This is a genomic window from Pseudophaeobacter sp. C1-32P7, from assembly GCF_041008775.1.
GTDB lineage: Bacteria > Pseudomonadota > Alphaproteobacteria > Rhodobacterales > Rhodobacteraceae > Phycobacter > Phycobacter gallaeciensis_A.
The window spans coordinates 1-12001 of the sequence record NZ_JAXGFR010000039.1 but is presented as its reverse complement, the minus strand read 5'-3'; the positions used below and the strand labels follow the sequence as shown (position 1 = coordinate 12001).

Below are 12001 nucleotides of genomic sequence, written 5' to 3'. Positions count from 1 at the left end.
ACTATGTCGTGGTGATCCCGCAGCAGTACAACAGCTACCTCGCGGCCGTGGGCGGCATCGATGCGCTCGGCACCATCGACCCTGTGCTCCTCGCCAACGCGAGTTTCAGCCTCTCGGCCCACGGCGCAGGGGTCTATGGCGACTATTCGCTGGTCTCGGTCCGTGCCGCCGCCCTGCGGGTTCAGGACATCATCACCCGCATTGGTGAGACCGAGGATCTCCACGAGGCCATCGCGCTCAACACCTATGCCCGGGCCGAACTGGCCCGGCTGGTCGCAATCCGGACCCGGATCAAGGCCGCCCGAACCGAGCCACTCAGCGCCGCGCAGATCGCCTTGGCGGCAGCGCAAGCTGCCGAGCGGCAATACATGGATTTCAGTCAGGAGGATTTGCGTTGAACCTGCGCCTGCCCCGTTCCCTTTTCGCCGGTAGCATCGCTCTCGCGCTTGCCCTCAATGTCACCGGACCTGTCGCGGCACAGGGTGTGCCCACGGTGGACACTCAGAACATTGCCCAGGAAATCCGTCAGCTTCAGCAGATGCTGCAGGATTTCGGGATCCAGACGGATCTTCTGGACAATGCGTTGGAGCAACTGGACATGCTGCAAAGCCAGCTCGATCAGCTGAACGAGATGTATGCCTCGCTCACCGGGCCGCGCAGCATCCTCGGGCTTGCCATGGGCGGGGACCTCGACACCTTGCTTGAGGCCAACTTCGAAGACATCCCCGGCCTGATCCGAGGCATCCAAGCGGGCGATTGGAGCGCGCTCATCGGGCCCAATGCCGGGCCCATGCGCACGCAGATGGAACAGGCGCTGGCAAGTGCAGGGTTCGACGAAGATTCTCTCCGCGAAATCGCCACCAGCGGCAATCCGGGAGCTGAAGGCGTGGCCACCCGGGCAACCACAGGTGCTGTGATGTCGGCGGCGGCGCAGAACAGCCACGCAGAGGCGGAACAGTCTCTCGAACGAGTGGAACGTCTGGTCGAGATGATCCCGGACATGGAGGATCTCAAAGCCTCGATGGATCATAACACGCGCGTCACGGCGGAACTCGCCATCGCCATGACCCGGATGTGGGAGTTGGAAGCGATCCAAACCCTCGGCGCAGGCAATGCAGGCGTGGTTGATGCCGCCACCGTTGCCGAAGAACGCCGCTACATGGACTTCACCTTGCCGGATCTTGAGCCATGAGTGGGGCAGGGGTGATGACTGCGCGCGAACTCGTGGAAGAGGAACTTGTCTACGGTGCTCTGCGCCGGGAACAGCTTTGGCGGATGATCGGCATTTCCGGGGCAGGCTTTGGCGTATTCGGCTGTTTGACGGCTGCGGCTGTCGCGCTGATGGTCGAGACGCCGCCTCCTGTGGTTGTCCCCTACGATCCCGCGACCGGGATGGCGCTCCCCAATGCCACGGTTGAAACCGTGTCGCTCGCCGAACGGCCTGCCGTGATCGAAGCGCAAATCTACCGCTACATTCTCGACCGCGAGACCTACAACCAGCTCGACAACGATCTTCGTGTCCGCCGTGTCCTCGCACAGTCTTCCGGGTCGGCCGAGGCCAACATGCGCGCGATGTGGACATCGGGTCAGGAGAGCTATCCGCCGACGCGTTACGGAGCTGCGGCCGAGATGGCCGTTGAGATCGCATCGATCACCCTTATTGGCGATAACCGCGCCCAGGTGCGGCTCAGAAAGCGCCTGACAAGCCCGCAAGGGGTACAGGATGGATCGTTCACTGCCACGTTGATGTACGAATTCCGGCCAGAGCGGACCCGCGCGATCGACGATGTCTGGCAAAACCCTTTCGGATTCACCGTCACCCAATATGCCATCCGATCGGACCGTTCTGAATGACTCGCACTCCAATCTCTGCGCTGCTGGCCGCCAGTATTCTCGCGTTCGCGGGAGCGGCTGCTTTTGCCGAAACTACGCCCCGTCCAGGTTCTCATGACAATCGCGTGCGCGTCGCGACCTGGACTGAAGGCCAAGTTTACCGTGTCGTCACGACCCTGACCCGCGTCACCACAGTCGAATTCGGCGAGGGCGAGACCATCCGCTCGATCATCGCGGGCGATACGGTGGGCTTCCAGTTCGACGGTGTCCCGGGTGGCCGTGCCTTCGCCATCAAGCCGACAGCATCTGGCGTCGCCACCAACATCACCGTCTACACCAACCGCCGCTCCTACTACTTCCATGTCGTCGAAGCCCGGGAGACGCCGCATTATGTCGTGCAGTTCCGCTATCCTGAAAACCGCGTGCAACCCACCAGGGCGGTTGCGGCCGATGCGCCGAACGCGAACTATGCGGTCAGCGCCCGAGAAGAGTTCACGCCGACGGCCATCTGGGATGATGGTACCTTCACGTATTTCCGGTTTGCACGGAATGCGCCGGTGCCCGCCATCTTCCGATATTCGAACGGCAGGGAACGCGCGGTGAACAGCCAAGCTTTGAGTGACGGCGTCATCCGCGTGTCCGGCGTCAACCGACAATGGGTCCTTCGCCTTGGCGAAGTGGTGGTTTGCGTCCAGGACGCAGGACAGGCCACATCATGACCGAAGGTACGGAAGACCTCGCCGCGCGCCTCGCGGCTCTCGAAGGCTCGACAGGCAAAGCGAAGGCAAGCAAGCGGCCTGCGCCGCTTGCCGCGATACTTGGGGTCGTCGGCATCGCGGCAGCAGGCGGTCTGGCATGGGCTGCCCTGCAGCCGTCAGCAGAAGCACCAATGGCGACCGCCGCGCCGGAGGAGTTCCAGAGCAGCGGCCCCGGATTCGGAGATCTGGCGCCGATTTCTGCCCCGCAGCCCAGCCAAGCCCCGCCTGCGGACACAGGTCCGAGCGAGTCGGAACTCGCACTGATGGAAAGTCTTGCGACATTGAGAGCGGAACTCGAGGACCTGCGCGCAAGACCGGCCGAGGCCGCGGACAGCGGGGCGGAGCAAGCTATTGCGGACCTGACGGCGCAAATTGCCACCTTACAGGAAGCATCCGCCGAGGCGCAGCGTGCCCTCGAGCGGCAGCTGACCGAGCGGGATCGCGAATTGGATCAGCTCCGCATGGACTTGGAACTTGCACGGCTTGCACCACCAGAGCCGACCTCATTGGGACCAAGTGAAGAAGAATTGCGGCTGGCCGAACTCGAAAGGCGGCGCGCTGCTGAAGCTGAGGCCCGCGCAGAGCGTATCGCGTCTCCTATGATCGCGTTCTCCGGGATGGGCGCGGGAGCGGATGGGGAGAATGCGCTGGAAGCCGCGCGTCTGAATGCAGACGAAGCCTTTGTTCGTTCGGGCGCACAACCTGCACAGGTGACCCGTGCCGAAGTGATCGCGAACCCATCGAACACGGTTGTTCAGGGCACCATGATTCAGGCTGTGACCGAGACGGCCCTCGACAGCACACTGCCCGGCGCGATCCGCGCCACCGTCTCGGAAGACGTCCATTCTTTCGATGGAACGCGTATTCTGATCCCGCGCGGCGCGCGGCTGATCGGGCGCTATCGCTCCGATGTCGCACTTGCCCAATCGCGCGTCATGGTGGCATGGGACCGGATCATCTTGCCCGACAATCAGACCGTGCAGATCAGCGCCTTCGGTGGAGACGAACTCGGCCGTACTGGCACCACCGGGTTTGTCGACACCCGTTTCGCGCAACGCTTCGGCTCCGCCGCGCTGATCTCATTGATCGGCGCCTTGCCTGCGGCTGCAGCGGGTCAAATCGACAGCGAGGCGGCGGCCGATGTTGCGAGCGATGTCGGCACGGATCTGCGCGATAGCACGCAAAGCGTGATGCAGGACTATCTGGCGATCCGGCCAGTGATACATGTCGATCAGGGTACACGGATCACGGTCATGGTTGATCGTGACCTCGAGATTTTCTGACATGGCTGCAAGTTATCTGGAAGCGTCGCTCGACCGTTTCGGCCCCGAGGTCCTGCGCGACGACACGATCGAGATCTGCATCAATCCCGACGGACAAGTCTGGGGCGAATTCCAGGGCGATCACTTCATGCGAGGTCTCGGCAGCCCGCTGAGCCAGACCGAGATCAAGGACCTCGGCAACCAGATCGCCTCGGCCGCCTCGACGACGCTCAGCACGAAGAAGCCCATTGTCTCGGTCTCGATCCTATATCGAGATCGCCCGATCCGCGCGCAGGTGATCCAGCCACCGGCAGTCGAGGGCGGGTTTTCAATATCGTTGCGCTTCTTCTCCTCCCTGCCGCTGGAGGCAATCCGGCTCGGCTTCCTCTATGGAAAGGAGCGCAGCCTCGAAGGTCTGCGGCGCGAACGAAACGCCGCGCTGCGCGATGTGGTTGCCTCCGGCGACATCGACGCCGCGCTGCGCTTCTGCGTCGAGAACAAGCTCAACATGATCGTTTCGGGCGGTACATCGACCGGCAAGACGGTCGCGGCGCGCAAGATCCTTTCGCTCATCCCGCCCGAAGAGCGGATCATCACCATCGAGGAGGCGGCCGAGCTGCGCCCCGAGCAGCCCAATGCCGTGACGTTGATCGTGGACCGGGACACGGATGCCCGCAGTGCAGATGTGCTCTTGGCCTCAACGCTTCGCATGCGACCCGACCGGATCGTCCTGGGCGAAGTCCGCGGGCGCGAGGCGATGACGTTTCTCGAGGCAATCAATACCGGCCACGGTGGATCGCTGACTACGCTCCATGCCGAGACTCCACAACTTGCTGTTCGCCGCCTCGCCATCGCCGCCCTGAAAACCGATGTGCCAATGACCTACGCCGACATGATCGATTATATTGAGGGCTCGATCGACGTGATCATTCAGGCAGGCCGCCATGAAGGCACGCGCGGGATCACCGAGTTCTTTCTCCCGGGCCAAACCACAGATTTGAACCTCGACACGGTCGACGGCAGAGGCAACAAGAGCCCCTCCGTTGCCGCTGAGTAAGAAAGGAACCCCCCAGATGCGAAAACCAATTCTCGCACTCATGCTTGCCGCCTTGGCGGGCCCCCTTGCGGCGCAGACTTCGCCTCCGATCTCAAACGATCTCACGGTCGATATGTCGCCTCAACAATACCGGATCTGCAACGATCGTCCGGCGCGCCCGACCTGGATGGACGAAATCAATCCGCGGGAAGCTTACAAGGCAGCAGCTTTGATGGAGTTGTACGAAATTCGGGCCTGGGAGGAGATCGCTGAATCTGGCGACTGCAGCTGTGAAACCCGCTTTCCCGCTTGGGATAGCTCCGATGGCGAATATCATGAAAGGTATGCAGGCCTTAGCCAAGCCGAGCATTCAGCGTTTCGCCGCGACTGGATTGAAGTAAGGAAGCAACTCGAGCCGAGCGTGCGTACAATCTGCGAAGCTCAAGGCAACTGGTAATGGGCGTCGTCAGCTGGATGGTCGGAACGGCAGACGCGTTCCTTGTCGATGCCGCTGAGTCCCAGTTCGGGGCCGTGGCAAGCAATACCGGCACGATCGTCCTGCTGATGGTCACGCTTTCGCTAATCGGCGTCTGCATCAACATGGCATTCCAGTTCCGCAGCATGGATGGGGCCAACTTCTTCTGGTACCTGATCAAGCTGACCCTTATCGGTCTGTTCGCCTTCAATTGGGCAAACTTCAATGCAGTAGCAAACGCAGTCATTGGAGGCTTGGACTACGTCGCTGGCGCACTGGTGTCTTCGGTTGGCGGCGGCGGAGCCGGAGCCACACACTTTGCCGGCGAATTCGACATCCTGATCGAAAAATTCAGCCAGTACCTGAATGCCATCGGCAGCAACCTGAACTGGATGACGGGCGCGATCCTAGGCGGCATCGGGCTTATTCTTTTGAGCCTCCTTGGCTTCATGACCGGCATCGTCCTCATATTCGCCAAGATGATGCTGACACTCATGCTTGGTCTTGCTCCGATCATGATCGCACTGTCGCTCTTCGACGCGACCAAGGACTTCTTCCATAGGTGGGTCTCGACGACGGTCAGCTATGCCTTCTACCCCATCGTCATCGCAGCTATGTTCTCGACCGTCGTCGGCATGGCGAATTCTCTGCTCGCCCAACTCGGTGATCCGAACTCGGCAACCAACATCGGATCACTGGTGCCGTTCTTCGTCATGATTTTCCTGGCGAAGGGATTTGTGGCAGCAACGCCCCTGATCGTGCGTGGTATCTCGGGGAACCTCATGGTGGCGGCGGCGCCCGCCGTTGTCGCTGGAACAACCGGGGTCATGCGCGGGCTCTTCAACACAGCTGGCGTCAAAGGGAGGTCACGGATCGGGGCACTAAATACTGGAGAAGTGATTGGGCGAGGTGTTGTGCAGAGTCCAGCGGCCGTGCGGGCAGCCGCTACACAGGTCGTCAGAATGGCGGAACGCGCGAAACGCTTAGTCGGCTAGCGTGTGGGGACAAGAACTCGTAACCTTTCAGCCAATCTGTCAAAATTTCTATCGCTCTTCGAGTGCTTAACCAAGGGCTCCAAGACGATCTAGGAGGATCGTCTATCGCCCCATGGCCGACCATGGGGCCACTGAACGACCAGTTAAGTCTCAACGATTACTGCATTGATATTTTTGATGAAAATCACATTCTAACGAACAAATGCGTCGTGGAATCCGCAGAAGGCGCGAATTTTGCTTGGCCATGGACACGAATTTCGGCAGAAGAGCGGAAGGGAGGACGAAGCGAGAGATGCCAGCAGCCTTGACCAAAGATTCAGATATTCGGCAGGCGCTGCACGCGAAACGGCTGCGGAAGTACAAAGCACACCCAGATACATTGGTGATAGATGAACTGGGCCTCGCACATGCGAAAAGCCGAGTGGACGTGGCAGTCATCAACGGCTGCATTCATGGCTACGAGATCAAGAGCGCCAAGGATAATCTCGACCGGCTCGGTTCACAGATCGAAATCTACCGCCAAACGCTACAAAAGCTCACGATTGTTGCCGCACCCAAGCATATTGAAAACATCGTCGCCGACGCACCCGATTGGTGCGGTGTTATCGCCGCACAGCAGGGACCAAGAGGCGGTATCAATTTTCAGGTGTTCCGAAATGCGGCCACCAACCCCGAGATCGATCCCGTCATGATGGCGCATCTCCTCTGGCGAGATGAGGTCATAGAACTGCTAAACAAGGCCGGATACGTCCCTAAGGAACTCCGGCGGCCGAGAAAGCAACTCTACGAGATGCTGTGCGAAGCGATGACCGTTCGAGAGATCACTGCTTCAATTCGCTCATTCATGGCGCGGCGAGAAAGCTGGAGAGGTCGTCCAGAACACGCGTGATGTGGTGATTGATCGCCACCTCCTTCCAGCGAGTCTGATTGCTTGGGCCCTCCAGATGTGCCGCACACTTCGCAATGTAGTCGTCGCCAATTGAGTAGCCGGCACCGGCGAACTTGCCACACGCCACGATCGACGCACAATGATCATGCATCTGGGAGCGATTATCATTAAATGCTCCTCCCTTGCGAACTTCCCAATCTCCCGCTGTCGTGTAAACGAGTTTGCCCGCCGCCTTGATCATTCGCATATCCAAGGCTTTGAAATCAGGATGAACAATCGTGTAGTCACCGTAGTTGGGCCGACGCATTCCCGCAGGGATCTTCCCAAGCAGTGCCTGATAGAAGAGCCAATCATGGCGGGGCAATTGGTCTGCCCCCTTGGCAACGTCCTTGAAAGTCTCAGGAATTGCCGTGCCGATCATCATGAAGTTCCGGAAGGCGTCTAGGTCGCCCAGTCTGCGCATGGCCGCAATCAACGCACCTGCGAAAGCAGCATAGGGCTCGTAGTTCGGCGATCCCAGGTCAATGACGAGGTCAATTTCGTCGAGAGATTGACAGAGAGACGCTGCCAACGCCTCAGTGCGTGCGCGCACATTAGGCTTCATCAAGTCCTCCAGTCGGACAGAGATCGCAGACCCAAGGCCGTCTGTCGCAGCTATTGTCCGAACAGACGTGATGATGGCTGCCGTCGCATCAAGTGGAACGGACGGTATCGCATTCGCTTGGGTCGTACGAAGAGCCTCAAACACGTAGGCGGGAATATCTCGCCCATCATCCATCCGCTCATTTGCGATGCCGGGATGGAGGCTCACCCAAGCAGGCCTCCGGCCCCACTTGGCATTGAAGCGGGCGGCGAAAGGATGCACATGCTGGTGGACCGACTTCTTCGGCTGCCTTGCTTCAAAATCGTACTCTACTTCGGGAATGGTGATGTAAGGCACGACACGATCCTTGGCTGCGGTGGCAAGACGAGTAAGCGCCTGATACTCGCCTTGCCGCCAACGCAGCGCCGGTACATACATATCTTCAGTCAAGATCATCGCCAGCCTCCTCAAGCTGCGAGCGTACCTGACCTAGACCAATCAGATCGTTCAGAATCGTGTAGTTGCCGCGCTCCTTCCTGATCCGCCCCGCGATGATGCTCGGATCTATACCGATGGTCTCCGCATCAATTTCCACGGCCTCGTCGGACAAAGCGAAACGCGAAAGACACTGATCCCACAGATCACCAGGTATCAGAGTATCGAGTGCAAATTTGTCGGCCTCCGCCTCGATCGCATCGCCGTCGCTACCACCCTCTTCGTCGAAGAAGTCAAAGCGCAGGCCGTCGAAAAGATGCAAGAAGACGTGACCGAGTTCGTGCAGTAGTACGAACCAGAAGTTGTCGAGGCGATCATGCCGAAGGGTGAGTGCAACGACCGGCGTGTCACCGTCTGCTAGCATGGCAGCGCCGTCGAGATATGACCCCGGAAGGTGCCGCTCAACAATCAAAACGATTCCCTTGCTGGCCAACAAATCACGAGCGCGCTTCGGTCCGTCCTTGCGCTTGGTGAGGTCCACCAGTTGCGGCATCCACCGATCATCGACTTCGAAGTGGCCGATCTCTTGCGCTTCGATCTTTCTGCGTGCTCTCTCCAGAACGCGCGCCTGCCAAGCAAGTAGAGCGTACTCGTTGGGCGCATTGCCACTGTGCATCTTCTTGCGGTGAAGAGCTGTGGCAAATTGTGGGCCAGCCGACTGCAGAAAATACTCTTTTACCCGCTCGACGGGGTTTGCACCGCGCGGCAGGTCAAACCACTTGCGCTTGATCATCTCCTTGTAAGGAAGCTGGCCCCAAACGATATCGTCGGCATCGGCCCATACGAACACCGAACCGCCAGCCTGCTTCGGCCCCTCGAAACTACCTGACGCCTTAACGCCGAGCGCCTTCGAAATCTCGATCAGCCGCCCAAGGCTAGCCCCCATGTAGTCGGTTGCTTCGTAACGCTGAACCTGTTGAGGCTTCATGCCAAGCTTCTCGGCAAGGTCAGTCTGGTTCATGCCGGAAGCGATGCGCGCCTGCACAAGTACGCGCGGCAATTCTTCAAGTGCGTATGTTTTCGAGAACGAGACTTGACCGGATTTAAGAAGGTCGTATTCGGCAAGCTCTGCCCCGATTTCGGCGATCTGACTGTTTATAGCGGCGATCTCCGCCTGCTTAAGCCATGCTTGGTCGGTCTCGCGCGCCTTCGCGGCAGCCAAAGCGCCTTTCAATTTATCCAGTTGTGCGCTCGCTACGTTGTACTGTTTATCACTGTAGATCATGGCTGCACCTTTCCAGAAAGAAGTGGATCGGCCGTAAGCGAAATTGCGATGATCCCCTTTTGTTTCCCCGTAAAACGGTCCTGCTGAAAAAATTCGACAAACGTGGCTCCGACATCAGAACACAACATCGAAGACGGAAAGAACTCACCTTTGAATGCGGCTTTCTGAGCGGCACGACCGTTCTCAAATCTCAGAAATACGCCATCAAGCTTCGCTGGATCGACGCCATTAGGATCCCAGCAGGCGTCGAAATCACCCGGCTTTGGCTTTCCTGAAATAAAACTACCATCGAGATAGACGGTCGGACACCCTGCCCGCCGCAACCTGCCGCACGCATCGACAAGTCCATCGTGCAGTTCGCGCCGCCAAGGATTCGTCGCGAACGCCGCCGACACATCGCTAAGATCGGCCATATGAATTCCCGGAGGCAGCACAGGCCAAGGCGAACCGGGCAATGGTATAAGTTTTGGGATCATACTTACAACAATATTGTTGTAATATAAAATTTGCAAGCTTGTTCTGCATTGATCTGAGAGAAGCGGAAACGCGGGCCTTGCTCAGGTAACGAAACAAACACCCTAAATACCGCCATCTGCGGATCACTCAGTGCCTCACCCGAAGCAGACATCGACGAAAGCTCGCTCCTGGACGACCCTAGAATTCAACCGAGTACCCATTACGCAGTAATCACACATGCTCCGCAAGAATCGCTCTAGTCGTCTGAACGGCGGTTTCCAGTGCCGTCCGGTTTGCATCCCTGATCCCCAATCCCTCGATATCAAGCGACAACTGACCTTGGCCACCGCCACTCGCAGCTGCGCGGGCTGCGCGACCGCGAGCCTTCGCTAAACTGACAGGATTAGTCTTCGGCGCATTCGAGCCTTCGTCCCGCGCGACATTTGCCGCACGCACCTCCTGCAGCTCCTGCTTCAGCTTCTCCACTGTCTCGCGAGTCTCGGACATCTGTCGGTCCCGCCGAAGGCCGTCCTCGTCCGGATATGGGAAGCTTCCCGATTGACCGGCGTGCAGAACCTTTAACACCGGATCCTCGAAATACTTCACCCTTCTTGCGCGGATGGGCATCTGCGCGTCGATCACAAGGATGACCTCGTCGAGGTCCATGCGCCGGGCCTCATCCTCTGTCAGAAGCGGGGTATCTTCTGTCCTCTCCGAAACGCTGCGCCCCTCAAACGGATTGCGTCCAACAGCGCGGGAGCGGGTCACCACGCGCTTGGTTGTCTTGCCCACGGCCTGGCTCAACTCTTCGATGGTCTTCTGCTCGGACGGAGTGAGGTAGAGCTTCACCCCGGCGCCACCCTGCAGCGACCGGCGGGTGTTTTCGCCATAGATCTCATCGAGCGCGGGGATGGTCTGGGTCACGATCGCGAGGTTGCCGCCGAACGAGCGCAGCGTCTTGATGCTCTCGGCGACGATCGGCATCTTCCCGAGCCGGTCGAACTCGTCGAGCATGATCATGACCGGCCAAGGTTCGTCATCGCCAGGTTCCTGTGCTTGCAGCGAAGCGATCAGGTCCGAGAAAAAGAGACGGATCAGCGGGGCAAGCGGTCGGATCATCTCGGATTCGACCACAAGATAGATCGCATGTGGGCGGCGGCGGATATCCCGGAATGAGAAGTCAGAGGTCGCGGTGGCCGCGTCGATCGCGCGGTTGTCCCAAGTGTCGAGTCCCGATGTCATCAGGAGGGAGAGGTAGGAAGTGAGGGTGTCGTTGTTGGTCGATGCCATACGCTCGAAGATCAGTTTGGCCGACTTGTTCTTCACCTCCTGTGAACGCTTCAGGTATTCCTTCTGCTTGTCGCCCCCCGAGGCTGTGATGCGATAGATCTCGCCGATGGTCGGCACGCCGCGCTCGAAGGCCAGAAGGCCGGCCGCCACGAAGAGGTCGATACCCCCGGCCAAAAGCCCGCTCAGCTTTTCATTGTCGGTCTGCAGGAAGAGCTTCGCGGTGAGTTTCAGCTCCATCTGCTGCCGGTCGGGGTTGGTCATGGCAGCAATGCGCGCCAGCGGATTATAGCGATGTGTCGGTCGGTCCCAGTCGGTCGGCGCGAAGCGGAAAACCTTGTCCCCCATGATGGCGCGGAAGCGCGAGGTCTCGCGGAAGTTCTCGCCTTTCACGTCGAGCACCACGGCCGAGCCCTTGTAGGTCAGAAGGTTCGGGATCACGAACCCCACGCCCTTGCCCCGGCCTGTAGGCGCCACGATCAGCGCGTGGGGGAAGGTTTTTGAGACAAGGAACGGGCGCTTGGAATTCGGGGAGCCGAGCTTGCCCAGAAGGAAGCCGCCGCCGGGCTTGGCAAAGAAACCGTTACTCTTCATCTCGCTGCGAGTCTGCCAATGCGTCGTCCCGAAGCGGGTCAATGCATCCCCCAGAAGCGTGACGCTCAGCATCAGCGATGCCAGGCCGAAGCCGCCCAGGATGAGGTTCACCC

General features: G+C 59.4%; 12 protein-coding genes and 1 pseudogene. 9 read left to right on the top strand and 4 right to left on the bottom strand.

Annotation, left to right across the window (positions count from 1 at the left end):
* From SM763_RS23220 to SM763_RS23180, 9 genes and pseudogenes are all read left to right on the top strand, one after another.
* A pseudogene (locus SM763_RS23220) lies at positions 1 to 398 on the top strand (lytic transglycosylase domain-containing protein); the annotation flags it as partial.
* Positions 395 to 1192 carry a type IV secretion system protein gene (locus SM763_RS23215; protein ID WP_028095516.1) on the top strand — a complete coding sequence of 266 codons (798 nt, stop codon included), beginning with the start codon at positions 395 to 397 and terminating at the stop codon, positions 1190 to 1192. The pseudogene SM763_RS23220 and the gene SM763_RS23215, both read left to right, overlap by 4 nt.
* Before the next feature lie 14 nt (positions 1193 to 1206).
* On the top strand, positions 1207 to 1854 hold the full coding sequence (locus SM763_RS23210; protein WP_368999911.1) for a VirB8 family type IV secretion system protein: 648 nt from the start codon (positions 1207 to 1209) through the stop codon (positions 1852 to 1854).
* Entirely contained in the window at positions 1851 to 2552 is a 702-nt protein-coding gene (locus tag SM763_RS23205) for a TrbG/VirB9 family P-type conjugative transfer protein (RefSeq protein WP_368999910.1), read from the top strand. Before SM763_RS23210 ends, SM763_RS23205 begins: the two co-directional genes overlap by 4 nt.
* Positions 2549 to 3874 (top strand): TrbI/VirB10 family protein, encoded by a 1326-nt coding sequence (locus SM763_RS23200; protein ID WP_368999909.1) that lies wholly within the window; start codon positions 2549 to 2551, stop codon positions 3872 to 3874. Before SM763_RS23205 ends, SM763_RS23200 begins: the two co-directional genes overlap by 4 nt.
* Before the next feature lies 1 nt (position 3875).
* Positions 3876 to 4910 (top strand): ATPase, T2SS/T4P/T4SS family, encoded by a 1035-nt coding sequence (locus SM763_RS23195; protein WP_148380041.1) that lies wholly within the window; start codon positions 3876 to 3878, stop codon positions 4908 to 4910.
* Positions 4911 to 4926: 16 nt separating this feature from the next.
* Complete coding sequence (locus tag SM763_RS23190; protein WP_148380040.1) at positions 4927 to 5346, top strand: hypothetical protein; 420 nt, start codon at positions 4927 to 4929, stop codon at positions 5344 to 5346.
* Complete coding sequence (locus SM763_RS23185; protein WP_148380039.1) at positions 5346 to 6359, top strand: TrbL/VirB6 family protein; 1014 nt, start codon at positions 5346 to 5348, stop codon at positions 6357 to 6359. The genes SM763_RS23190 and SM763_RS23185 overlap by 1 nt, the downstream gene beginning before the upstream one ends.
* A gap of 292 nt (positions 6360 to 6651) precedes the next feature.
* The gene (locus SM763_RS23180) at positions 6652 to 7248 is read left to right on the top strand and encodes a sce7726 family protein (RefSeq protein WP_368999908.1); all 597 of its coding nucleotides are present in this window, start codon (positions 6652 to 6654) and stop codon (positions 7246 to 7248) included.
* Here SM763_RS23180 and SM763_RS23175 read toward each other — a convergent pair.
* The 4 genes from SM763_RS23175 to SM763_RS23160 form a co-directional block, all read right to left on the bottom strand.
* Positions 7202 to 8287 (bottom strand): beta family protein, encoded by a 1086-nt coding sequence (locus tag SM763_RS23175; RefSeq protein WP_148380038.1) that lies wholly within the window; start codon positions 8285 to 8287, stop codon positions 7202 to 7204. The genes SM763_RS23180 and SM763_RS23175 overlap by 47 nt on opposite strands.
* Positions 8274 to 9551 carry an XRE family transcriptional regulator gene (locus SM763_RS23170; RefSeq protein WP_148380037.1) on the bottom strand — a complete coding sequence of 426 codons (1278 nt, stop codon included), beginning with the start codon at positions 9549 to 9551 and terminating at the stop codon, positions 8274 to 8276. The genes SM763_RS23175 and SM763_RS23170 overlap by 14 nt, the downstream gene beginning before the upstream one ends.
* The gene (locus SM763_RS23165) at positions 9548 to 10027 is read right to left on the bottom strand and encodes a DUF6932 family protein (RefSeq protein ID WP_148380036.1); all 480 of its coding nucleotides are present in this window, start codon (positions 10025 to 10027) and stop codon (positions 9548 to 9550) included. Before SM763_RS23165 ends, SM763_RS23170 begins: the two co-directional genes overlap by 4 nt.
* 211 nt (positions 10028 to 10238) lie before the next feature.
* Positions 10239 to 12001: type IV secretory system conjugative DNA transfer family protein (locus SM763_RS23160; RefSeq protein ID WP_368999907.1), on the bottom strand; the 1763-nt coding region annotated here is incomplete at its 5' end.

Excerpts from the sequence above, each read along its gene's own strand:
- SM763_RS23210 (WP_368999911.1), top strand. The coding sequence starts at position 1,207 with ATGACTGCGCGCGAACTCGTGGAAGAGGAACTTGTCTACGGTGCTCTG.
- SM763_RS23205 (WP_368999910.1), top strand. The coding sequence starts at position 1,851 with ATGACTCGCACTCCAATCTCTGCGCTGCTGGCCGCCAGTATTCTCGCG.
- SM763_RS23200 (WP_368999909.1), top strand. The coding sequence starts at position 2,549 with ATGACCGAAGGTACGGAAGACCTCGCCGCGCGCCTCGCGGCTCTCGAA.
- SM763_RS23195 (WP_148380041.1), top strand. The coding sequence starts at position 3,876 with ATGGCTGCAAGTTATCTGGAAGCGTCGCTCGACCGTTTCGGCCCCGAG.
- SM763_RS23190 (WP_148380040.1), top strand. The coding sequence starts at position 4,927 with ATGCGAAAACCAATTCTCGCACTCATGCTTGCCGCCTTGGCGGGCCCC.
- SM763_RS23185 (WP_148380039.1), top strand. The coding sequence starts at position 5,346 with ATGGGCGTCGTCAGCTGGATGGTCGGAACGGCAGACGCGTTCCTTGTC.
- SM763_RS23180 (WP_368999908.1), top strand. The coding sequence starts at position 6,652 with ATGCCAGCAGCCTTGACCAAAGATTCAGATATTCGGCAGGCGCTGCAC.
- SM763_RS23175 (WP_148380038.1), bottom strand. The coding sequence starts at position 8,287 with ATGATCTTGACTGAAGATATGTATGTACCGGCGCTGCGTTGGCGGCAA.
- SM763_RS23170 (WP_148380037.1), bottom strand. The coding sequence starts at position 9,551 with ATGATCTACAGTGATAAACAGTACAACGTAGCGAGCGCACAACTGGAT.
- SM763_RS23165 (WP_148380036.1), bottom strand. The coding sequence starts at position 10,027 with ATGATCCCAAAACTTATACCATTGCCCGGTTCGCCTTGGCCTGTGCTG.